Source organism: Candidatus Enterococcus courvalinii (assembly GCF_017315945.1).
Taxonomy (GTDB): domain Bacteria; phylum Bacillota; class Bacilli; order Lactobacillales; family Enterococcaceae; genus Enterococcus_B; species Enterococcus_B courvalinii.
In genome coordinates, this window is sequence record NZ_JAFLWI010000016.1 from 246,129 (window position 1) to 267,844 (window position 21,716).

Genomic DNA, 21,716 nt, shown 5'->3' on the forward strand with positions numbered 1-21,716 from the left:
CATGAATGAAACAATTATTGAAATCAACCATTTAAGAAAAAGCTTCGGTGACAACGAAGTATTAAAAGATATCAATGTGACGGTTAATAAAGGTGAAGTTGTAACAATTATCGGATCTTCTGGTTCAGGTAAATCAACTTTATTACGCTGTATCAATCTTCTCGAAAAACCAACAGGTGGGGAAATTATTTATGAAGGCGAAAATGTCTTAACCCCTAAATATAATTTACCTAAATACCGCACACACTTGGGTATGGTGTTCCAATCATTTAATTTGTTCAATAATATGAATGTTTTAGAAAACTGTATGTCAGGCCAATTGACAGTTTTAAAGCGGGATAAAGCAGCTGCACGAAAAATTGCCATTGAAAATTTAGAAAAAGTTGGCATGGATCGCTACATCGAAGCAAAACCTTCCCAACTATCTGGTGGTCAAAAGCAACGTGTTGCTATCGCTCGTGCATTGTCAATGGATCCCGATGTTTTATTATTCGATGAACCAACTTCAGCACTAGATCCAGAAATGGTCGGTGAGGTTCTAAATACAATGAAAGATTTAGCTCACACTGGGTTAACGATGATTATCGTGACACATGAAATGGAATTTGCAAAAGATGTTTCGGACCGTGTCATTTTCATGGATAAAGGAATCATCGCTGAAGAAGGCTCACCTGAAGATATCTTCGTTCATCCAAAAGAAGAACGAACAAAAGAATTCTTATCACGTATTTTAAATAAATAAATGTAGAAACAAAAAGCTGGGATCAGGCAAGATCCTAGCTTTTTTCATAGTCGTCCTTCTTTCAAATTCAAAAATAATTGATTAATCCATGTTTTCTCTTCCACAATCAGTAACAATTTTTTTGAATAGCTATTCCCTATTTTGGTGAGGTTCATTCGTTCATCCCATGAGCTTTTTTCTCTTAATTAGAAAACAAAGTTGTAATTTTCTGAAAACTCTCTTAAACTTAAGGTAATTACTTTTTAGTTAGGATGATTATTTTATGGACGAAAATGAACAAGAATTACAGCGGGGACTTAAGAATCGACATGTCCAACTGATCTCAATTGGGGGAGCAATTGGTACTGGTCTTTTCTTAGGTTCCGGAAAGACGATTCAGTTAGCGGGGCCTTCCATTTTACTCGCTTACTTGATTACGGGTTGTATTTGTTTTTTCATTATGCGTGCGCTAGGCGAGTTGCTTTTATCGAATACAAACAATCACTCTTTCTTAGATTTTATTGCTGAGTATCTTGGAAAAAAAGCGGCTTTTGTTACAGGATGGACTTATTGGTTTTGCTGGATTGCAATTGCTATGGCGGATTTAACCGCAATTGGGATGTACGTTCGTTATTGGGCACCTGGTGTTCCTCAGTGGCTTCCAGAACTAATTGCCCTCATTTTACTACTTGCTTTGAATATGGTTGCTGTCTCACTGTTTGGTGAACTGGAATTTTGGTTTGCATTAATCAAAGTGGTCGCTATCATTGCCTTCATTCTTGTTGGTGTCTACATGATTCTCACTCATTATCAAACGAGTGCTGGTCCTACTGCTATTTCAACTTTATGGTCACATGGAGGATTTTTTCCAAAAGGTGCCAAAGGATTTATTCTTTCTTTTCAAATGGTCACTTTTGCCTTTGCTGGGATCGAACTGGTTGGCTTGGTTGCTGGTGAAACAAAAAATCCAGAAAAAGTTTTACCAGAAGCAATCAACAATATTCCAATCCGAATCATTTTATTTTATCTAGGATCTCTATTTGTCATCATGTCCATCTATCCTTGGAACAGTCTAAATGCAAATGAAAGTCCGTTTGTGGAAGTTTTTTCTGAAATTGGTATTACGATGGCGGCATCCATCATCAATTTAGTAGTTCTAAGTGCTGCGGCTTCTGCTTGTAACAGTGCGATTTATAGTACTGGACGAATGCTTCGTTCTCTTTCCCAAGAAGGGAGCGCGCCTAAACGTTTTAAACAATTAACCACACATCATGTACCAGGACAAGCATTAGTCTTTTCGACAATCATTATTTTTATTTCAGTTGTTCTTAATTACATTATGCCCAGCGAGGTCTTTACTTTAGTTAGTAGTATTGCGACCACTTGTTTTCTATTTATTTGGAGCATGCTTGTATACACTCATTTAAAATATCGTCGAAGTATCTTAGGGAAGAAGTCACATTCCTTCAAGATGCCTTTTTATCCGATTAGTAACTACCTTGTCTTTCTCTATATGTTATTCGTCTGTGGTGTATTGATCTTAGGGGAAGACACTCGACTGGCATTTTTCTTGACTCCAATTTGGTTTATTGCTTTATTAACCATTTATCATCTGAAATATGAACGAAAAAAATAAAAGAACTCTTTTCCCAAAAGAAATTGTGCCGACCCCCAAAAGTTAGACCTGAAAATCTAACTTTTGGAGGTTTTTTTCTTTGTAAAAAGAGTTTTTTATTTGCTCACTTCACTTCTTTTGCGTAAAACGATTTTCTGATAGTAATAATCTGCTTTTTTATAGGATAAGACCCACAAACCTGATACAAGAAAACGCCCAAACAAACCAATCAACGGCTGGAAAAAGACCCCAATAATCAAGCCAATATTGATAATCATCGAAATCATGCTGCGGTGATCCTTTGAAACTGTTTTGACTACATGAGAATCTTTGCTATTTGCTTTCAAAACTTGTTTGATTAAAATACCGAAAGATAGACTCCACATCGTATAAACAATGACATAAGACATCTCAGGCCAAAATGCTGTTGGATTTCTTCCGACCCAGCTTGTAACTGATGGACAAAGTGTCAACCAAAACAACCAAAAAATATTTGCCCACACCACTCGATAGTTAATTTTATCCGCCATTTGAAAGATGCGATGATGGTTAACCCAAATCACTGCAACAAAGAGGAAACTGATTGAATAGGCAAGTAAAGTATTTCTGATTCCCCACAAAGATTGAAAGTTAGCAGGATCAGGAATTTCAATATCTAACACTAACACTGTTAAAACAATAGCTACCACACCATCTGTAAAAGCTTCTAACCTTGATTTTGTCATTTTTTTCTCCCTTATTTCAATGCTGATTACATTTTAGCACTGGTTCTAAAAAAATACTTACCGATAATACTGTATAAATTTTCAGAAAATTGTTGCGTACACACACAATTTCTGTTACCTTAAAAAAAATGAATTTTAAAGGAGACTCGTCTATGACAAAAAAACTGTCATTTAAAGAAAGTATTTTTATTGGTTCAATGCTTTTTGGATTATTTTTTGGAGCAGGAAACTTAATATTCCCTGTTCACATGGGACAAGAAGCTGGCTCTGCTGTTTTTTGGGCAAATCTTGGGTTCTTAGTTACTGGAATTGGCTTGCCCTTCTTGGGTGTTATCGCTATCGGCGTATCAAAAAGCTCTGGCGTTTATGAACTGGCACAACGTGTGAATCGAAAATATGCTATTATTTTTACTATTTTACTTTATTTAGTCGTTGGCCCTTTTTTTGCTTTACCACGGTTAGCCAGCACTTCTTTTGAAATCGGATTAGCACCTTTCATTGCACCAAAGCAACAGTCCCTTTTTCTAGCACTTTTTAGTATCTTGTTCTTCTTTACTGCTTGGTGGCTATCTCGCAAACCAACCAAAATTTTAGATTACGTTGGTAAATTTTTGAATCCGATCTTTTTAGTCTTACTAGGAATCTTACTTTTACTAGGATTTTTGAATCCACTTGGTTCTATCGCTGATACTCCAATCCAGCCTCATTATCAAACCCATGCCTTCTTCACTGGTTTCACTCAAGGCTACAATACGTTAGATGCTCTTGCTTCTTTAGCTTTTGGAATCATCATCGTGACAACGATTCGTGGAATGGGGATTACTAAATCATCCGATATTGCAAAAGGTACAATCAAATCTGGTGCCATCAGTATCCTTTTGATGGGAATCATTTATACTTTGCTTTCTTACTTAGGAACGATGAGTTTAGGTACGTTTCCTTTAAGTGAAAATGGCGGGATCGCTCTTGCGCAAATTGCAGATCACTATTTAGGAACTTATGGAAGCATTTTGTTAGCACTGATTGTAATTCTTGCTTGTTTAAAAACTGGGATTGGTTTGATTACGGCATTTGCAGAAACCTTTTCGGAACTTTTCCCGAAGAGAAGCTATTTATTTTTTGTAACACTTGCAAGCGTCCTTGCTTGTCTAGTTGCTAATGTTGGTTTAACAAATATCATCCAGATTTCGTTACCTGTCTTGATGTTTATTTATCCTTTGGCAATGACATTGATTTTATTGGTATTATGTGAGCCTTTATTTAAAAAAAGAGCATGTGTTTATCGGATGACTACGTATTTTACTTTGATTGCCTCTGTTCTGGATGCGCTAAATGCCGCACCTGCTGTAATCAAAGATACACCGTTCGTTCAAACACTTTTACGATTTGCTACTAGCTATTTGCCATTCTTTTCTTTTGGCATGGGATGGATTGTTCCCGCAATTATCGGTTTCGTTATTGGTTTAGTCTGGAGCTTCATAAAAAAAGAAACTGTGCCATCAGCAATTGAGTAATTCTTTTGCACGAAATATGAGAGACATTTTTTTATAGCTAAAACTTAACAACTTTCGAAAAAAATCGTCACAAAATATTCACAACTTCGCTCTATTATATACACATACCAACAAACAACCCTAACAACACTTTTTCATTTTTTAACTCCTTTCCTGCTAGCCCCCAGCTAGCAGGATCTTTTTTTAGACAACAAATCAAAAAAGAGCTTTTCTATCAAAAGATAGAAAAGCTCTTTTAGCTTTCTTAAAATAAAACACAAATCTTAACGTGACAAACGCTCTTGCTCTCCACTTGGCGATAAGCTCGTGATTTTCTCAATTTGCTCAATGGGAATCATTCGAATTTGTTGCTCTTCATTTCGTAAACGAATCATAACACGTTCTTTTTCAACGGTTTTTGTCGCTACCCATCCAGATACAGTTTCATGCTTATTACTTAAACGATTTTCTCTCACTTGCAAAACAACTAAACTATCTTGCGCCGCAGCTTTTTGAAGCTCAAGAACAAACTCTCCTTGCTTGCGTACATTCTTGGCTTTTTCTTCTGTATCATTGACAAAAGAATCAAAAAACTGATACGACGTGTGCGTCACTAACTTGGTAAGTTTCTTCATTGGTGATACTGTTTCCTCGTCCATCGAATGTACTCCTCCTTTTGCTAAGAAAGTAATGAATTAAGTAATTTTATTTTACCTAAACTTAATGAAAAAAACAAGAAAATGAGCTTTCTAACTAAAACTCACTCTTTTATTTTTGATATGAAAAACGTTATTTTATATTCTCTTTTTTACGTAAAATCCCAATGATCCAATCCTTCATTGATTAACTGAAATGTTTCCTCAAAGTTATTTGTAAAGTAGGGATCAGGGACATCTTTCGTTTCTTTCCCTGGAACCACACTCATAAACAATTTGATTTTAGCTTGGGTATCTTTAGGAGCGACTCGCTGTAATTCTCGTACATTTTCTTGGTCCATACCGATAATCCAATCAAAGGTCTCAAAATCTGTTGAGGTAATTTGGCGAGCAATCATGTTGCTTGTGTCAATAGCTTCTTGGTCAAGAATTCTTTGTGTTCCAGGATGTGGTGCAGAACCGATTTCATAAGAGCTTGTAGCAGCAGAGTCAATCAAAAATTCAGCATCTCGCTTTGCTTCTTGGACTCTTTTTTGTAACAATCCTTCTGCCATTGGTGAGCGACAAATATTGCCTAAACAAACAAATAAAACTTTGGTCACTTTTTCCCCTCCATTTTATAAAACATCCTTCACTTCTTTACTCATCTGACTCTGACTCTTCCTGTGCATACAGTCGGTAGGAATAAAGCTCCGTATCTTTTGCTAATCGAAATAACTGCATCGCGATTTCCATCGGTGTTTCCTGATAGTCATGCGTTATCCAATTTACCAAAACACCGCTACAGCCATAAGAGAAAAAGCGAGCATAAAAAAGTTTGTCTTGTTGCGACAACTGTCTTTCTTGATCCATTTGGTTAAAAATACTAATAAAAGATTGTTGGATGATTGTCGAAAATTCTTGTTGCAAGACTTCTTGGTCTGATGCAACTGTATTGCTATAGAATTCTTTATTATTAGCAATAGCCTTTAGCATTTTTAGGGCTTGTTCTTCCCAATTATCTAATGATAAATTATGAGCATCTAAAAAGTGAAAGGCATCTTCAAAGTACACCCAACGAAGCAAGTCATACTTGTCTGTAAAATGATAATAAAATGTTTGACGGTTGATATTCGCTTCATGCGCGATTTCTTGAACACTTATTTTACGAAATGTTTTTTGTTGGCATAGGCGAATCAGTGCCCGTTTGATTACTTGTTTCGTATGAATGGAATCTCCCATTTTTTCTCCTCCCATCTCAATAAATTTCCACTTCAATAACTATTCATTATAGGGATAACCAAAGTGCTCATAAGCATATGCAGTAGCAATTCTCCCACGAGGTGTTCGTTTTAAAAAACCTTTTTGAATCAAGAATGGTTCGTACATATCTTCAACTGTTTCACGTTCTTCACCAATATTTACAGACAGCGTGCTCAAACCAACTGGCCCACCACCATATAATTCAATCATCGTTCGTAATAGCTTTTGGTCAACGTAGTCTAATCCCGCATGATCGACTTGTAAAAGAGTCAATGCTTGATCTGCAATGTTTCGATCGATTTTTCCATCTGCTTGAACTTGTGCAAAATCACGCACTCTTTTTAATAAGCGGTTCGCAATCCGTGGTGTTCCTCTAGAACGACGTGCAATTTCAATTGCTCCGTCTTCTACGATATCTGTTTGAAAAATAGAAGCAGAACGCTGAACGATTTCTCGTAAATCTCCTTCATCGTAGTATTCCATGTGTGAAATGATCCCAAAACGGTCACGCAATGGTGCTGAAAGCATCCCAGCACGCGTCGTCGCTCCAATCAATGTAAATGGAGGTAAAGGAAAATGAACGGGGTGTGCTGTTGGACCCTGCCCTACCATGATATCTACATAAAAGTCTTCCATTGCTGAATACAATGTTTCTTCCGCCACTCGTGGTAAGCGATGGATTTCATCAATAAACAATACATCGCCTGCTTCTAGTTCATTCAAAATTGCAACAAGATCGCCAGGTCGTTCAATCGCTGGCCCACTCGTGGTACGGATATTTACCGACATCTCATTTGCGATTACCATTGCCATCGTCGTTTTCCCTAATCCTGGCGGACCATACAATAGAACATGATCAAGTGGTTCTTCACGATTGCGAGCGGCTTCGATATAAATTTGAAGTTCCTGTTTTACCTTATTTTGTCCAATGTATTGTGATAATAAATGTGGTCGGAGAGATTTTTCCAAACTAAGTTCATTCTCGCCAGTTTCTGGTGATAGAATATGTTCGTCTGTCATCATGCTTCCCTCCTATTTTTTCATCATCAATTTTAGCGCCTGGCGTAGATATTCATCGGTAGTCAAGTTGTCTTGTGCTTGTAATTGTTTTTCTACACGTTTCACTTCTTTCACACTATATCCCAACGCAGTTAATGCTTCCATTGCCTCAGCTAATGCTGTTGTATCTTGCGTATTGGCTTCATCGAATAAATTGATTGGTGCTTCGATACTGATTTCACCTAATTTTCCTTTTAGATCTAAAATCATTTGTTGTGCGGTCTTTTTACCAACGCCTGGGAATTTTGTTAAATAAGTAACATCGCCAGATTCGATTGCATGAATCAAACCCGAATGATCATCACTCGCCATGATTGCCAATGCACTTTTTGGGCCAATTCCTGAAACACTAACGAGTCTTAAAAACAATTGCTTCTCTTCTAAGCTAGAAAAACCATAAAGTAGATGGCCATCTTCACGAATGACCTGATGTAAATAGATAGTTATTTCTTTGTTCATCTTACTACTATAACGATAAGGATTTCCTAAAGCGATTTGGTAACCAATTCCTTGATTTTCTACCACAATATAATAAGGGCTGATAAATGTAACCATCCCTTTTAGATATTCATACATTCAATTTTCCTCTTTCTTTCACACACATACGTTCGCTTTATTGTAGCACATTTCAACGACTGAAAAAAGTAGCTTCCTCCTTAAGCAAGTTCAAATAAAAAACTGAAAAAAGCGAATAAAAAAGAAACCTCGCTTCGGCTTGCCTATTTCGAGGTTTCTCTTCTTTTCGTTAAGTAGATCATTCAACAAGTGATTTATATTTTTCATAACCTTGCTCAGCCATTTCATCATATGGAATGAATTTTAACGCAGCTGAATTGATGCAGTAACGTAACCCGCCCTTATCTGCTGGACCATCATTAAAAACATGACCAAGATGGGAATCGGCACTTTGACTTCTCACTTCTACTCTATGCATGCCATCTGAGCGATCGATTTTTTCAGCAATTTCATCGGCACGAATCGGCTTACTGAAAGATGGCCAGCCGCAACCTGCATCATATTTTTCCGTTGAACTAAATAAAGGTTTGCCACTCACGATGTCAACATAAATTCCTTTTTCATAAAAGTCATCATATTTTCCACTAAATGGACGTTCAGTTGCATTTTCTTGCGTCACTGCGTATGCGATTGGCGATAATTTTTGTTTCAATTCTTCATCAGTTGCTGGATTTTTTTCTTTTGCCATTGACATCATCCCCTTTTTTGTCAATCTTACTGACCAATAACCAAAAGAGGCAACTAATCTGCTCACTTCTTGCTAAGAATCAAACTTTACGACGACGAGCAAATTCAACAAAGCGAAACTTATCTAATCGATGAATGGATTCTGTATACTCAAAACAACGCGTATCTTCTAGGTGAACTAATCCTCGAACAATCACCACGTACGGATCATCATTTAAGGTCATTGCTTCATGGATCTCTGGTGTCACAGGTTCTACCGTGATTTCTTTTTGTGCATAAGCAATCGTCAATCCCAAATCATTTTCAAAATAATCATAGATAGATGCTTCTGCTTGTTCAGTTGATAAAGTCGGTACTACTTCCTTCAATAAGTAATCACGATCTAAAATCACGACCTCACCTGCGATTTTTCGCTGTCGGACTAAATGCCATACCGGTGTCCCAACTTTCCATCCGGTAATTTCGCTTAATTCTTTATCGACTTTTGTTTCAACTAATTCCTGAACAATCGTTTTGCTTGGAATATTTTGAGTTTCTTGCAATTCTTTGTAGCTCGTCAGTCCAGAGATTGGAAAATCAAAACGACTTCTTTCTAAGACAATCGATCCTTTTCCCTGTTTTTTCTGAATATAACCTTCCGTTGTCAATAGCTGCAGTGCTTTTCGAATCGTTTCTCGAGAGACGCCGTAGATTTTGATTAATTGATTTTCACTTGGTAAAAGTGTGTGCGGAGGATATTGCTTTGCTAAAATTTTTTTCTCCAGATCCAAAAAAATTTCATTAAATTTATTCATTGTTTTGATTCCTCCACCCAATTATTTTTTCGATTATTGCTTCACTATACTATAGCTTTGTTTTCATTTCAATCTTCAAAAAAGTTGAGGAAAGTCGCGTATCACCAGAAAAGAAATCGATTACTAGAACAAATAACAGTGCTCGAAATAAAACGCTTGCATTTCGTTTTTGATTCCAGTATAGTTAACTAAAGAAACTTGCATAGACAAGTTAGTTGAAAGGAGTTTTTCTTATGACAAAGTACCAAGCAGATGCCGAGAAATTGTTAAAAGAGATCGGCGGAAAAGAAAATATTGCTGCAGTCAGCCATTGTGCCACTCGGATGCGTTTTGTTTTAAATGATCCAGCAATAGCAAATGAGGAAGCAATAGAAGATATTCCAAGTGTAAAAGGAATGTTCACTAATGCTGGACAGTTCCAAGTTATTATTGGTAACGATGTAGCAACTTTCTACAACGATTTTGTTTCCGTATCTGGTGTAGAAGGTGTCTCAAAAGAACAAAGTAAAGCGTATGCAAAACAAAATCTTAATCCTATTCAACGAGCAGTCGCTGTTTTAGCTGAAATTTTTACCCCATTGATTCCCGCAATTATTGTTGGTGGACTGATTTTAGGATTTCGAAATGTATTGGAAGGAATCCAATTTGATAGTCTGGGTGGCACAATCGTTGAACACTCACAATTTTGGAGTGGTGTGAATGCGTTTTTATGGTTACCTGGTGAAGCGATTTTCCATTTCCTACCAGTTGGTATCACTTGGAGCATCGCGAAAAAGATGGGTACTACGCAAATACTAGGAATTGTTTTAGGGATTACATTAGTTTCTCCACAATTACTAAATGCTTATGGTGTTGCTTCTACTGCAGCTGCAGATATCCCATTCTGGGATTTCGGCTTTGCTCAAGTTGATATGATTGGTTATCAGGCACAAGTTATTCCGGCAATGTTAGCCGGGTTTATGCTTGCGTATCTAGAAATCTTTTTCCGAAAAATTATTCCACAATCCATTTCAATGATTTTCGTTCCGCTTTTCTCATTAGTTCCAACTGTTTTAGCGGCCCATGTCGTTTTAGGACCAATTGGTTGGACAATCGGAAGTTGGATCTCAACTGTCGTTAATGCTGGTTTGACTTCTTCCATTAGTTGGTTATTCAGCGCTGTCTTTGGTTTCTTGTATGCTCCACTCGTAATTACAGGACTCCACCACATGACAAATGCGATCGACATGCAGTTGATTGCAGACTTTGGTTCAACAAACCTTTGGCCAATGATTGCGCTATCTAACATTGCGCAAGGTTCAGCCGTCTTAGCAATTATTTTCTTGCATCGTGGAAATGAAAAAGAAGAACAAATTTCGATTCCGGCTATGATTTCTTGTTACTTAGGAGTTACTGAGCCTGCGATGTTCGGGATCAATCTAAAATATGTTTATCCATTTGTTGCGGCAATGATTGGTTCTGGTTTAGCTGGCATGTTCGCCACATTGATGAGCGTTCGCGCAAATGCAATCGGTGTTGGTGGCTTACCGGGAATTTTAGCAATTCAGGCAGAGTCTTGGGTACCTTTCATCATCGCAATGATTATTGCCATCTTTATCCCGTTCGGCTTAACAGTTATTTTCAGACGTCAAGGAATCTTAAATAAAATTGATCCTGTTTCTCCAGCTACTGGAGCTATCGGTGCACAATTTGAAACAGCAAACGGTACAACAGCTGTTCCAGAAAAAACACAATTCGAAGCTGCTACTCCCGCACTTAAAACAGAAAAATTCTTTGCAGTAGCTACAGGTGAACTAAAAGAAATCACTCAAGTAGATGATCCCGTTTTCTCACAAAAAATGATGGGTGACGGCTATGCTGTCGTACCAACGAACGACAAAGTTTTCTCCCCAGTTTCTGGAACAATCACTAACATTTTTGAAACTAAACATGCCATTGGTATTCTTTCTAAAGAAGGCATTGAAGTTTTAGTACACATGGGCCTAGATACTGTTGAGCTAAAAGGAGCCCCATTCACCGTTCACGTTCAAGAAGGCGAGTTAGTAACACCAAGTTCACTGATTGCAGAAATGGCTGTTGAACAAGTAGAACAAGCAGGCAAGAAAACAGACATTCTTGTTGTTTTGACAAATGCCGAAAAAATTGACAGCTTCTCACTTGATAAAACTGGACTTGTTCGCCCAGAAGAACAAGTTGGTCAAGCTGAAGTTCGCTAAGTCTTTCGCTTTTTGATTCATAAATTAGAAATAAAAAATAAGAGTCACGGCAATTGTCGTGACTCTTATCTTTTGTTTTTTTAAAGTAAAAATTCTTTAAGTGCTTGGTTCACTGCACCAATTGGAAAACCAACAATACTGTAATAATCGCCACTTATTTCTTTAACGAAGGCACCGGCAAAGCTTTGTATGCCATAAGAACCAGCTTTATCCTGATAATCACCTGTTGCTAAATACGTATCGATTTCTTTTTCAATTAGTGGATAAAAGGTTACTTCAGCTTGCGCTAGAATTTTTTCTTCTCGTTCTTTCGATTTTAAGACAACAGCAGTATACACCTGATGTGTTTCCCCACTTAATGAGTGAAGCGTTGCTTTTGCATCGGCTAAATCCACTGGTTTCCCTAAAATTTGTTGGCGATGAACAACCGTAGTGTCACTAGCTATCACTAATGTTTGTTCCGTTTGCTGCTTCACAACTGCTTGTGCTTTTTCGTATGCCATTCGTTGAACATACGCGACAGGGTCTTCACCGTCAATCGGCGTCTCGTCAATGTCAGCTGGTTGAATTGCAAACTCAGAAACTAAACGACCCAACAATTCTTTTCTTCTAGGAGATTGAGAAGCTAATATTATTTTCATTTTCTGCCTCTTTCCTATTCTTTAATGAGGATCTTGGATACGTTTAAACATCCGTTCCATATCCGAGTTAGTAAAATGGATCAATACTGGTCGACCATGTGGGCAATTGAATGGATTTTCACATTGCGCTAAATCTTTTAGCAATACACGGGCTTGTGCTTCATTCAAATAATGATTTGCTTTGATTGAACGTTTACAGCTCATCATGATTGCCGTTGCTTCACGAAATTTTTTCACGCTAACACTACCTGTCGTCAGCAACATGTCAATCATTTCTCTGATGATCGACTCTTCTTCGCCACTTGGATACCAAGTTGGATGAGCACGAACAATGAAACTATTTTGCCCAAATTCTTCCAAATAAATCCCTGATTCTTCAAGTAAATGTTTCTTTTCTTTTAGCTTCAATGCGTCATTATTAGGGTAATCCAAAACAAAAGGCACCAACAATTCTTGCAAGTCATTCGACACTTCACCGATTTTTTCACGGAAATATTCGTACTTGATACGTTCTTGTGCTGCATGTTGATCGATAATATACAAGCCCGTGCTACTTTGCGCAAATAGATAAGTGCCGTGCATTTGTCCAAAATATTCCAGTTGTGGAAAACGTTCAGTTACTTTTTCTGTTTCTAATTTTTGAATGGCTTGATCCAATGCTCGACTATTTCCTTGACCAAATTCTGGATGCAAGGCAAGTTCCTCTTCGTAAACTTGTTCTGAAGCATTTCTTTCTACTGTTTGGGATTGTTCTTCTTGAAATTCGACATTATCCACAGTGGATAATGTTTCTTCTTTGATTTTATCAACAGACTTTTCTACAAAGTTTTCCACAGTGTTTTCTTGTTTATCCACCATTTTTCCACTATTTTCTGGTTGATTCGTCGTTTCTTCAGAAAATGGAACAAAGTTTTCAACATTTTCCACAGAGTTATCAACAGTTTTTCCAAAGCTAGATTGTTCTGTCTCTTTCACGTAAAAACTACTTGTTTCTCGATCAAAATTTAAGCTTTGTGGTTTCTTTGGTTTTTCATCTTCAAACGCATAAGAGAGATCAATTTCTGTTTGTTCAACTTTTGGCTGGTCTGTGACTTTCTTTTTAAACCGTAAATTATCCGCAGCACTAGGAATCAGATTTTCTTGACTAAGCGCTTCTTGGATTGCATTTGCTATCAAATCAGTTAGTTCTTTTTCTTTTGATAAACGGACTTCTTGCTTTGTTGGATGAACATTTACATCAACTAATAGTGGATCCATTTTGATCTCTAAAACAGCAATTGGATAACGACCAACCATCAATTTTGAGCCATAACCGGCTACAATTGCTTTATTCAAAGCAAAGTTTTTGATATAGCGTCCGTTAATAATCGTGGATAAATAATTTCGGCTCGCACGAGTTACCTCTGGAAGCGAGACATAGCCCACCAGTTCGAAGTCTAAATCTTTTGCTTCGATTTTCAACATTTTTTTGGCAGTAGTTAAACCATAAATACCAGCAATCGTCTGCTTGAGATCACCATTTCCCGCTGTGGCTAACATCTTATTGCCATCATGAACGAGGCGAAAAGCAATGTTTGGATGGCTTAACGCCAAGCGATTCACAATGTCCCCAATATTTGCGAGTTCTGTATGCAACGTTTTGACATATTTAAGGCGAGCTGGTGTGTTGAAAAAAAGATTGCTTACAGTAATCTTCGTTCCTTGACGTAATGATGCTGGACGATGTTCCGTGATCTCACCGCCTTTTAGTGCTACGAACGTTCCTTGATTTTCTTCTTGATTAGCTGTTTCAATCGTTAATTCTGAAACAGAGGCAATACTTGGAAGTGCTTCGCCACGAAAACCAAGTGTACGAATCCGAAATAAGTCATCTCGATTATGGATTTTACTTGTTGCATGACGCTTAAATGCACTTTCAACGTCATCAGTCAAAATTCCCTCACCATTGTCTATCACTTGAATTGTTCGCAGCCCAGCTTCTTCCACTAAGATATCAATTTGGCTGCTTCCTGCATCAATCGCATTTTCAACCAATTCTTTCACAACAGATGCTGGTCGTTCGACGACCTCACCGGCTGCAATTTGATTGGCTAAACGTTCTGATAGTTCTTGGATTTTCGCCATGGGTCTACGCCTTCTTTCTAAAGTTGTTTTTGCAATTCATATAATTTATTCAGTGCATCCATTGGCGTCATTTCTAATAAGTTAAGTTTCTTTAATGACGTAACAACTTCTTGTTCTCCATCCGATAGCTCAGAGAATAAAGAAAGTTGTTGTGTTCCCTCATTCACTTGTGCTTCCGCAATTGGTACAGACTCTCCCTGTACATTCACAGTAGATTTAACTGGTTCAACAGGGATTTGGTGATGCTTTTCCTCCCCAGATTCAAGTGTTGCTAAAATCGTTGATGCTCGTTTCAACAAGTCTGTTGGTAATCCTGCAATTTTCGCCACATGGATCCCATAACTTTTATCTGCTGGACCTTCCATCATTTTATGAAGAAAGACAACTTCTCCAGCTTTTTCAACTGCTCCGACATGAACATTCTTCAATTGAGAGAGCTCTTGGTCTAAGACTGTTAGTTCATGATAATGCGTCGAGAAAAGTGTTTTTGCTTGAACATTTTGATGAATATATTCAATGATTGCTTGTGCTAGTGCCATCCCATCATATGTCGCTGTCCCCCGACCAAGCTCATCAAATAAAATCAAGCTATTTGGTGTGGCATTTCGCAGCGCTTGATTGGCTTCCATCATTTCGACCATGAACGTACTTTGACCAGCAATCAAGTCATCGCTCGCTCCAATACGAGTAAAGATTCGATCAAAAATCGGTAAAACGGCTTTTTGTGCTGGAACAAAACACCCCATTTGTGCCATGATGACGGTTAATGCAAGTTGGCGCATATATGTGCTTTTCCCTGACATATTCGGCCCTGTGATTAACAGAATCATCTCTTGTTCGTTCATCTCGACACTATTTGGAATGTATTCTTGGTGTCCCAGTACTTTTTCAACTACTGGATGTCTACCTTCTTGAATACATAATTGTTGGCTATTATTCGTTAAGACTGGACGAACATATTGGTAACGTTCACTGATTGTCGCAAAGCTTTGCAACACATCGACTGTACTGATTGATTTTGCCAACGTTTGTAAAGGTTGAATGGCTTTCTTCACTTCTTCACGAACAGCTAAAAACAGTTGGTATTCTAAATCAACAGATTTTTCTTCGGCTTCAAGGATTTGAGTTTCTAGTTCTTTTAACTCTGGCGTAATAAAGCGTTCTGCATTTGCTAGTGTTTGTTTCCGCTCATACTTGCCTTCTTCTAGGTTTGCTAAGTTCGATTTTGTAATTTCGATATAATACCCAAACACACGATTAAATCCAACTTTTAAGTTTTTGATTCCCGTTTCTTTTCGTTCCCGGGCTTCCAGTTCAGCTAGCCATTGTTTCCCGTTTTTCATGGCTGAACGATACGCATCTAATTGTTCATTGAACCCATCGCGAATCACATTACCTTCTGTGATTTGTAATGGAGGATCTTCTTTGATTGCATGATTGATTAGCTGAACTAGACCTTCCATTGGTTGCATTTTTTCTAATAGTGCTTGCCATTGTCCTTGGTCGATTCCTTCGATCAGTTGACGAATCATTGGCACTTGTTCAAGTGACGTCTTCAATTGAATCAAATCACGACCATTCACATTTCCAAATGCCACTCGACCAGCTAAGCGCTCTAAATCATAAACTTTAGTCAAAGCACTTTGCAAATCAATTCGTTCAAAGTAGCTATCAACTAAAGAAGCAACCATCTCTTGGCGGACATTAATTGCATGTGATTGAATCAATGGTCGATCAAGCCATTGTTTTAGCATGCGACCGCCCATTGCTGTTTTGGTTTCATCTAATAACCACAATAAAGTTCCATGTTTTTTACCTGTTCGGATCGACTGACTTAATTCCAAATTGAATTTGGAATAATAATCCATTTTTAAATAGTGATCTGGTTGATATTCCACTGCGTTTTGAATATGGGCTAAACTCCGCTTTTGCGTCACCGCTAAGTAAGTCAATAGCTTTCCTGTAGCTTCTTTTTCAAGTCCATCTGTTATTTCACGAGTCAAAAAATTAAATTCGGCATTTTCCTCCAATGTCTCTTGAGAAGAAAAAACTAAGCCCAAACGAATACTTAATTGTTCACGTAAGCTAGCAGAAATCTCTGTACCCAATACTAATTCTTTTGTCTGTAATGCAGAAGTTTCATTTAAAACGCCTTCTGCATCAAAAAGATGTGCTGTTTTTAACTCACCTGTACTCAAATCAACATATGCAAAGCCAAACTCATTGCCTTCTTGTACAACAGCAGTCAAGTAATTATTATCTTTTGCAGAAAGACCTTTGCTGTCCATCACTGTTCCTGGTGTCACTAACTGAACAACTTCACGTTTGACCATACCTTTCGTTGTTTTTGGATCTTCAACTTGTTCACAAATGGCCACTTTATAGCCTTTTTCAACCAAACTATCGATATATCCTTGTGCAGCGTGATGTGGCACACCACACATTGGGATTGGATCATCCGCATTGCGATTTCGGCTCGTTAATGTTAGCTCTAGTAGCTGTGAAACTTGGATTGCATCTTCATAAAATAGTTCATAAAAATCACCAAGACGATAAAACAAAAAAGCATCTTGGTATTGCGCCTTAATGCTTAGATATTGTTCCATCATTGGTGTGTTCTTTGTTTTTTGAGGCATCGTTTTCCTCCTCTAATAATTCATTGATTTCATCTTGAATCAACCCAGTCAAATAGTGCAAAAGGTCATTTGCCTCTAGTAATTGGCGACGATAAGCAATCACTAATGGATGTTGCTCAAATGTTTTTGTCAATTGATTCGCACGAGCGATTGCTGTTTGCTCCGCAATCACTTTTCCATAATGACCAAATTGGACTGCCTCTTTTTGCGCCACTTTGATCTCCTCGGTCAATTCTTTTAAATAGTTATTTTGATGTACTTTTGCTTCTAATTCCTTATAGCGGACAATAATTTCATTTTTACCTAGAAGTTGCGTCAGTTGGTCAACTGTTTCTTGTATTTCCGGTTCATTTTCTAAAAAAGCCATTGATCTGCCTCATTCCATAAATGGTCGGTCGTCATTGATTTGGATCAATTGAATGTCTTTTGCTTTTCCAGTTGTGTCGTCAATCTCCAGCAAGCAACCACATAAAATAGCACGGCCTTCTTCCACAACTTCAAAGCGCTTTGGCATTGCCGTTAAAAATTTTTCGATAACCACGTCACGACGCATTCCTAAAATACCATCGTATGGACCTGTCATACCGACATCTGTTAAGTATGCTGTTCCTTTTGGTAGAATACGTGCATCATTTGTCTGAACATGTGTATGTGTGCCAACAACAGCTGACACTTCACCATCTAAAAACCAGCCCATCGCTTGTTTTTCACTAGTCGTTTCTCCATGAAAATCAACAAAAATGATTGGCGTTCTTTTTCGCGCTTCAGCAACTAGCGCTTGCATTTTACGAAATGGATCATCCAAATCCGTCATAAATGAACGAGCTTGCATATTGATAACGGCAAGTTCCACTTGATTGACTTTGACAAATACCATTCCTTGACCTGGTGTTCCTTCTGGAAAATTCGCTGGACGAACCATTTTCTTCGCGTCATCAATAAATTCAAAAATACCGCGATTGTCCCATGTATGGTTTCCCATGGTCACAACGTCGACACCATCTTGTAAAAGTTTTTTATAAATTTTTTCAGTGATACCTCTTCCAGAAGCAGCATTTTCACCATTCACGATAGTTACTTGTGGACGATATTTTTTCTTCAAACGAGGGACATATTCCGTAATCATTTCTCTCCCCATTGAGCCCACTACATCACCAATAAACAATACCCGCACATTGATTCCTCTTCTCTTTTAACATCATTCTATTATTATAGTAGTTTTTTTTAAGAAAGAAAAGCTCTCTGAGAAGGTTGTAACCATGAGGCATAAGACAAACTATAGAACAAAAAAGCCCGAGACATTTTTTCGTCTCGGACTTCTTTATCAAGAGCTAGCCCTCAATGTTTGATTACTAATTGACTATTTACGATTAAATTATAGCTAGTTTTTTTAGTGCTTTCCAAATGCCATCTTGATCGTTTGTATCAGTCACCAAATTGGCTGTAGCTTGAACTTCTGCTGATGCATTTCCCATTGCCACACCAATACCCGATTCACGTAACATTTCTCGATCATTCAATCCATCGCCAAAACTGATGATGGATTCGCGAGGAATTCCGACTTGGTCTGCCAAATGAAGAATCGTTGCTGCTTTTGAACCATCATGTGGCACAACATCCACACTGTTTTCATGCCAACGAACAAAACGAAGTTTGTCATATTTTTGAAACTGTGTGTCATAACTCTTATTGAAGAATGCTAAAGCTTGGTAAATTTCTTGGTCTTCAACAAAAAATTGATCCAATTCAGGCAACACCGCGCCAAAGGAATGCATCGCTTCTTCCATGATTTGAACATCATTAGAAGAAGATCGTTTCATATTATCCAAACTAACAAACGCTGTATCAATTTCTTTTGTCTGCGCTTCTTCAACAAACGTGTCTAGCTGGTCACGGTCTAACAGGTTTTTGTAAACTTGTTCATGATCCAAGAACCCAGCTGCGCCATTACACAATATATAATTTTCAAATTCTAATTCACGAATAATTTCTTGCGCATGAAAACGACTACGTCCTGTTGCGATTGTCACTAAATGTCCTGCTCGTCGCAATTGTTGCAATGCTTCTTTTGTGCTATCCAATGCTTGCTTGTTCGTGTCCAATAACGTTCCGTCAATATCAAAGGCGAATAAGCCTCGTTCCATGTCTGATCGTCTCGCTTTCTTATAGATATTTGCTTGCTTCTCTTACTGCTAACTTACTGAATGTTTCGTGTTCTAATAGATCTTTTACCCAACCAGGATTCGTTTTGCTATAATCGCGCAAGGCCCAGCCGATCCCTTTTTGAATAAAGAATTCTTTTGTTTTTATATCTTGCAGGATTGCTTTTTTCAATAGTGACTGGTTTACCTTTTCTTTTAGTCCCAACTGTAAAGTAATTGCGATTCTTCGTAACCAAAAATCTTCTTGCTGAATGAATAAGTTAAATACTTGCTCCAGCTGATCTGGATGTGCCTTACACCACGTCGTGTATACTTTACGCCAAGAATCAATGCTGTCCCACCACTCTTTTTCTTGTACAAGTGATAACAACGTTACCAAGTCAGAAAATGCCAGACGCTTCACATTAAGTTGGATCAATTCGATTGCTACATATTGATACTCTCTTTCTGATTTTCGGTAATATTTTTTTGCAAGTGACAAAATTTCTGCCACTTCTAGTTGTTTGCTTTGCGCCAGAAACATTTTTTGTAAACGCGCGCGTTCTGGTTTCGGCACACCTGCAAAAGGAAAATGATTTTTCATATACTTTTCCATAGGTACAGCTTGTTCTTCATTTTTAGGAAAAATAAGTTCGTCCAAGTTAGCTCCTCCGCTCAAAATAATAAGCAATTCACTTTTACAGTTTCCTTACCATTTCACGATTTATTTTTATTTTAAAAATGTTCCTTTACTGTCAGTTAAATCGATTGAACAGATACCTTCTCATTTTATAGAGCATACGATCGTTTGTAAAGCGTTTTTACGCGTTTCTCTACTTGACACTTGCCCTTTACATCAACTATACTGTAATTTGTGTAAAATAATGCAGCAGGAAAATAATAGCTCGTCCCTAGTTTGTTGCCCCGTTTCGGGTTCAATTGTGTAACCGCGGCTGCAAAGGTGAAGATTGAAGAACAAACTATACGAATATGAATTTTTTAACGGATTATTTTACTCCAAAAACTAAACTTAATTTATTGGAGGAAATCTCAATGTCTCGTTATACTGGACCATCATGGAAAATTTCTCGTCGCCTAGGTATTTCATTATCAGGCACAGGTAAAGAATTAGCACGTCGCCCTTACGCACCAGGTCAACATGGACCTAACAGCCGTGGCAAACAATCTGAATATGGTATGCAATTAACTGAAAAACAAAAACTTCGTCACATGTACGGAATGAACGAACGTCAATTCCGTAACTTGTTCGTGAAAGCTAGCAAAATCAAAGAAGGTAAACACGGTGTTAACTTCATGATCTTACTAGAACAACGTTTAGACAATGTTGTTTACCGTCTAGGTCTTGCAACTACTCGTCGTCAAGCACGTCAATTAGTTAACCATGGCCACATCACTGTTGATGGCAAACGTGTTGATATTCCATCATACCACGTAGAAATCGGTCAAGTAATCGGTGTTCGTGAAAAATCACAAAACATCGTAACTGTTAAAGAAGCTGTAGAAGCTACTGTTGGACGTCCAGCATTTGTAAGCTTTGACGCTGAAAAATTGGAAGGTTCATTAACTCGTTTACCAGAACGTGACGAACTTTATCCAGAAATCGACGAAGCTCTTGTCGTTGAATACTACAACCAAAGCCTATAATTCATGGCTTCAAAACCAAAGTAACCATTTTCGGATGGTTGGCTTTGGTTTTTTTTTTGCAAAAAATACTTTACAAACTAACTTTTTTCTTCTAAACTATCGTTAACCAAAACAAAAACAAAAGTTAACGAACGGAGGGAATTATGAAAACATCATTGAAACCACTTATTATTGCTGCAGAATTTGCAGCTATCATCGCTATTTTATCTCAATTTACGATTCCATTAGGGATTGTTCCATTAACTGGACAAACTTTCGCGATTGGATTAACAGCTACTTTATTGGGTCGACGTAGCGGGACACTATCTGTCTTGATTTATTTATTATTAGGAATTATTGGGTTACCTGTTTTCGCAGGATTATCAGGTGGATTGAGTATTGTTTTTGGACCCACTGGTGGCTATTTGATTGGTTTTATTTTCCAAGCATGGTTGACTGGTTACCTCGTGGAAAAAAATAGTTCTAGCTATACTTGGGTCATCATTGCTAACGTGATTGGTTCATTTGTCACGCTCATTTTTGGTGTCGTTTGGCTAAAAGTCAGTGGTGATCTATCTTGGCATACAGCCATGGTTAGTGGCTTCGTTCCCTTTATTTTACCGGGCATCATCAAAGCGGTCGCTGCTGGTTACCTAGGAACGCTCATTCGTCATCGTTTACCAAAATATTTTGCCTTTGAGCAACAACAATCCTAAAATAGAAAGTCTTAGCCGTTTTGATTCGTGTTACTGATTCAAAAATTGGAAAGTGGCACAGCTTTCAGCATAAAAAGGAGTGGAACAAAA

21 protein-coding genes are annotated in these 21,716 nt (G+C 37.8%); 6 read left to right on the forward strand and 15 right to left on the reverse strand.

Annotated features, from left to right (window positions below; genetic code table 11):
• Nucleotide 1: 1 nt before the first annotated feature.
• On the forward strand, nucleotides 2-742 hold the full coding sequence (locus JZO71_RS10855) for an amino acid ABC transporter ATP-binding protein (protein WP_206899505.1): 741 nt from the start codon (nucleotides 2-4) through the stop codon (nucleotides 740-742).
• 262 nt (nucleotides 743-1,004) lie between these two features.
• Nucleotides 1,005-2,357 carry an amino acid permease gene (locus tag JZO71_RS10860; RefSeq protein WP_206899506.1) on the forward strand — a complete coding sequence of 451 codons (1,353 nt, stop codon included), beginning with the start codon at nucleotides 1,005-1,007 and terminating at the stop codon, nucleotides 2,355-2,357.
• Nucleotides 2,358-2,452: 95 nt separating this feature from the next.
• On the opposite strand, the gene JZO71_RS10865 is transcribed toward JZO71_RS10860, so the two are convergent.
• Complete coding sequence (locus JZO71_RS10865) at nucleotides 2,453-3,061, reverse strand: TMEM175 family protein (RefSeq protein ID WP_206899507.1); 609 nt, start codon at nucleotides 3,059-3,061, stop codon at nucleotides 2,453-2,455.
• Nucleotides 3,062-3,213: 152 nt separating this feature from the next.
• Between JZO71_RS10865 and brnQ the strand changes: the two genes are divergently transcribed.
• Nucleotides 3,214-4,575: a branched-chain amino acid transport system II carrier protein gene (gene brnQ / locus JZO71_RS10870; protein ID WP_206899508.1), complete on the forward strand. Its 1,362-nt coding sequence runs from the start codon at nucleotides 3,214-3,216 to the stop codon at nucleotides 4,573-4,575.
• A 263-nt stretch (nucleotides 4,576-4,838) separates the two neighbouring features.
• Here brnQ and JZO71_RS10875 read toward each other — a convergent pair whose 3' ends face one another.
• The 7 genes from JZO71_RS10875 to treR all read right to left on the reverse strand — a co-directional run bounded on the left by JZO71_RS10875 (nucleotide 4,839) and on the right by treR (nucleotide 9,508).
• The gene (locus JZO71_RS10875) at nucleotides 4,839-5,213 is read right to left on the reverse strand and encodes a hypothetical protein (RefSeq protein ID WP_206899509.1); all 375 of its coding nucleotides are present in this window, start codon (nucleotides 5,211-5,213) and stop codon (nucleotides 4,839-4,841) included.
• Nucleotides 5,214-5,362: 149 nt separating this feature from the next.
• A complete protein-coding gene (locus JZO71_RS10880; protein ID WP_206899510.1) occupies nucleotides 5,363-5,812 on the reverse strand; it encodes an arsenate reductase/protein-tyrosine-phosphatase family protein in 450 nt (149 codons plus the stop codon).
• A 37-nt stretch (nucleotides 5,813-5,849) separates the two neighbouring features.
• Complete coding sequence (locus tag JZO71_RS10885; RefSeq protein WP_206899511.1) at nucleotides 5,850-6,431, reverse strand: TetR/AcrR family transcriptional regulator; 582 nt, start codon at nucleotides 6,429-6,431, stop codon at nucleotides 5,850-5,852.
• 39 nt (nucleotides 6,432-6,470) lie between these two features.
• Nucleotides 6,471-7,472, reverse strand: coding sequence for a Holliday junction branch migration DNA helicase RuvB (ruvB, locus tag JZO71_RS10890; protein WP_206899512.1), 1,002 nt, complete (start codon nucleotides 7,470-7,472; stop codon nucleotides 6,471-6,473).
• 12 nt (nucleotides 7,473-7,484) lie between these two features.
• Nucleotides 7,485-8,087, reverse strand: coding sequence for a Holliday junction branch migration protein RuvA (gene ruvA, locus JZO71_RS10895; protein ID WP_206899513.1), 603 nt, complete (start codon nucleotides 8,085-8,087; stop codon nucleotides 7,485-7,487).
• Between the two features lie 178 nt (nucleotides 8,088-8,265).
• Nucleotides 8,266-8,715, reverse strand: a complete 450-nt coding sequence (msrB, locus tag JZO71_RS10900; protein WP_206899514.1) for a peptide-methionine (R)-S-oxide reductase MsrB — start codon at nucleotides 8,713-8,715, stop codon at nucleotides 8,266-8,268.
• A 79-nt stretch (nucleotides 8,716-8,794) separates the two neighbouring features.
• Nucleotides 8,795-9,508 carry a trehalose operon repressor gene (gene treR, locus JZO71_RS10905; protein WP_206899515.1) on the reverse strand — a complete coding sequence of 238 codons (714 nt, stop codon included), beginning with the start codon at nucleotides 9,506-9,508 and terminating at the stop codon, nucleotides 8,795-8,797.
• 233 nt (nucleotides 9,509-9,741) lie between these two features.
• Here treR and treP point away from each other — a divergent pair, with 233 nt between their 5' ends.
• Nucleotides 9,742-11,724 (forward strand): PTS system trehalose-specific EIIBC component, encoded by a 1,983-nt coding sequence (treP, locus tag JZO71_RS10910; RefSeq protein ID WP_206899516.1) that lies wholly within the window; start codon nucleotides 9,742-9,744, stop codon nucleotides 11,722-11,724.
• A gap of 80 nt (nucleotides 11,725-11,804) precedes the next feature.
• On the opposite strand, the gene JZO71_RS10915 is transcribed toward treP, so the two are convergent.
• The 7 genes from JZO71_RS10915 to JZO71_RS10945 all read right to left on the reverse strand — a co-directional run bounded on the left by JZO71_RS10915 (nucleotide 11,805) and on the right by JZO71_RS10945 (nucleotide 19,927).
• Nucleotides 11,805-12,365, reverse strand: a complete 561-nt coding sequence (locus JZO71_RS10915; protein WP_206899517.1) for a Maf family protein — start codon at nucleotides 12,363-12,365, stop codon at nucleotides 11,805-11,807.
• Between the two features lie 21 nt (nucleotides 12,366-12,386).
• Nucleotides 12,387-14,489 carry a DNA mismatch repair endonuclease MutL gene (gene mutL / locus JZO71_RS10920; RefSeq protein ID WP_206899518.1) on the reverse strand — a complete coding sequence of 701 codons (2,103 nt, stop codon included), beginning with the start codon at nucleotides 14,487-14,489 and terminating at the stop codon, nucleotides 12,387-12,389.
• Between the two features lie 17 nt (nucleotides 14,490-14,506).
• Entirely contained in the window at nucleotides 14,507-17,125 is a 2,619-nt protein-coding gene (gene mutS, locus JZO71_RS10925) for a DNA mismatch repair protein MutS (protein WP_206899519.1), read from the reverse strand.
• On the reverse strand, nucleotides 17,073-17,492 hold the full coding sequence (locus JZO71_RS10930; protein WP_206899521.1) for a YlbF family regulator: 420 nt from the start codon (nucleotides 17,490-17,492) through the stop codon (nucleotides 17,073-17,075). Before JZO71_RS10930 ends, mutS begins: the two co-directional genes overlap by 53 nt.
• 9 nt (nucleotides 17,493-17,501) lie before the next feature.
• Nucleotides 17,502-18,299 carry a TIGR00282 family metallophosphoesterase gene (locus tag JZO71_RS10935; protein WP_206899523.1) on the reverse strand — a complete coding sequence of 266 codons (798 nt, stop codon included), beginning with the start codon at nucleotides 18,297-18,299 and terminating at the stop codon, nucleotides 17,502-17,504.
• Between the two features lie 196 nt (nucleotides 18,300-18,495).
• A complete protein-coding gene (locus tag JZO71_RS10940; RefSeq protein ID WP_206899525.1) occupies nucleotides 18,496-19,269 on the reverse strand; it encodes an HAD family hydrolase in 774 nt (257 codons plus the stop codon).
• A 19-nt stretch (nucleotides 19,270-19,288) separates the two neighbouring features.
• Nucleotides 19,289-19,927, reverse strand: a complete 639-nt coding sequence (locus JZO71_RS10945) for a DNA alkylation repair protein (protein WP_206899527.1) — start codon at nucleotides 19,925-19,927, stop codon at nucleotides 19,289-19,291.
• 392 nt (nucleotides 19,928-20,319) lie between these two features.
• Here JZO71_RS10945 and rpsD point away from each other — a divergent pair, with 392 nt between their 5' ends.
• Together rpsD and JZO71_RS10955 are read left to right on the forward strand one after the other, a co-directional pair.
• The gene (rpsD, locus tag JZO71_RS10950) at nucleotides 20,320-20,931 is read left to right on the forward strand and encodes a 30S ribosomal protein S4 (protein WP_067483447.1); all 612 of its coding nucleotides are present in this window, start codon (nucleotides 20,320-20,322) and stop codon (nucleotides 20,929-20,931) included.
• 143 nt (nucleotides 20,932-21,074) lie between these two features.
• Nucleotides 21,075-21,626 carry a biotin transporter BioY gene (locus tag JZO71_RS10955; protein ID WP_206899529.1) on the forward strand — a complete coding sequence of 184 codons (552 nt, stop codon included), beginning with the start codon at nucleotides 21,075-21,077 and terminating at the stop codon, nucleotides 21,624-21,626.
• Nucleotides 21,627-21,716 lie beyond the last annotated feature (90 nt).

What these genes read in the sequence shown, in the direction of transcription:
- mutL (WP_206899518.1), bottom strand. Translation starts at nt 14,489, where the DNA reads ATGGCGAAAATCCAAGAACTATCAGAACGTTTAGCCAATCAAATTGCA.
- msrB (WP_206899514.1), bottom strand. Translation starts at nt 8,715, where the DNA reads ATGGCAAAAGAAAAAAATCCAGCAACTGATGAAGAATTGAAACAAAAA.
- treR (WP_206899515.1), bottom strand. Translation starts at nt 9,508, where the DNA reads ATGAATAAATTTAATGAAATTTTTTTGGATCTGGAGAAAAAAATTTTA.
- JZO71_RS10865 (WP_206899507.1), bottom strand. Translation starts at nt 3,061, where the DNA reads ATGACAAAATCAAGGTTAGAAGCTTTTACAGATGGTGTGGTAGCTATT.
- ruvB (WP_206899512.1), bottom strand. Translation starts at nt 7,472, where the DNA reads ATGACAGACGAACATATTCTATCACCAGAAACTGGCGAGAATGAACTT.
- JZO71_RS10940 (WP_206899525.1), bottom strand. Translation starts at nt 19,269, where the DNA reads ATGGAACGAGGCTTATTCGCCTTTGATATTGACGGAACGTTATTGGAC.
- JZO71_RS10915 (WP_206899517.1), bottom strand. Translation starts at nt 12,365, where the DNA reads ATGAAAATAATATTAGCTTCTCAATCTCCTAGAAGAAAAGAATTGTTG.
- brnQ (WP_206899508.1), top strand. Translation starts at nt 3,214, where the DNA reads ATGACAAAAAAACTGTCATTTAAAGAAAGTATTTTTATTGGTTCAATG.
- JZO71_RS10885 (WP_206899511.1), bottom strand. Translation starts at nt 6,431, where the DNA reads ATGGGAGATTCCATTCATACGAAACAAGTAATCAAACGGGCACTGATT.
- treP (WP_206899516.1), top strand. Translation starts at nt 9,742, where the DNA reads ATGACAAAGTACCAAGCAGATGCCGAGAAATTGTTAAAAGAGATCGGC.
- rpsD (WP_067483447.1), top strand. Translation starts at nt 20,320, where the DNA reads ATGTCTCGTTATACTGGACCATCATGGAAAATTTCTCGTCGCCTAGGT.
- mutS (WP_206899519.1), bottom strand. Translation starts at nt 17,125, where the DNA reads ATGCCTCAAAAAACAAAGAACACACCAATGATGGAACAATATCTAAGC.
- JZO71_RS10860 (WP_206899506.1), top strand. Translation starts at nt 1,005, where the DNA reads ATGGACGAAAATGAACAAGAATTACAGCGGGGACTTAAGAATCGACAT.
- JZO71_RS10955 (WP_206899529.1), top strand. Translation starts at nt 21,075, where the DNA reads ATGAAAACATCATTGAAACCACTTATTATTGCTGCAGAATTTGCAGCT.
- JZO71_RS10930 (WP_206899521.1), bottom strand. Translation starts at nt 17,492, where the DNA reads ATGGCTTTTTTAGAAAATGAACCGGAAATACAAGAAACAGTTGACCAA.
- ruvA (WP_206899513.1), bottom strand. Translation starts at nt 8,087, where the DNA reads ATGTATGAATATCTAAAAGGGATGGTTACATTTATCAGCCCTTATTAT.
- JZO71_RS10855 (WP_206899505.1), top strand. Translation starts at nt 2, where the DNA reads ATGAATGAAACAATTATTGAAATCAACCATTTAAGAAAAAGCTTCGGT.
- JZO71_RS10875 (WP_206899509.1), bottom strand. Translation starts at nt 5,213, where the DNA reads ATGGACGAGGAAACAGTATCACCAATGAAGAAACTTACCAAGTTAGTG.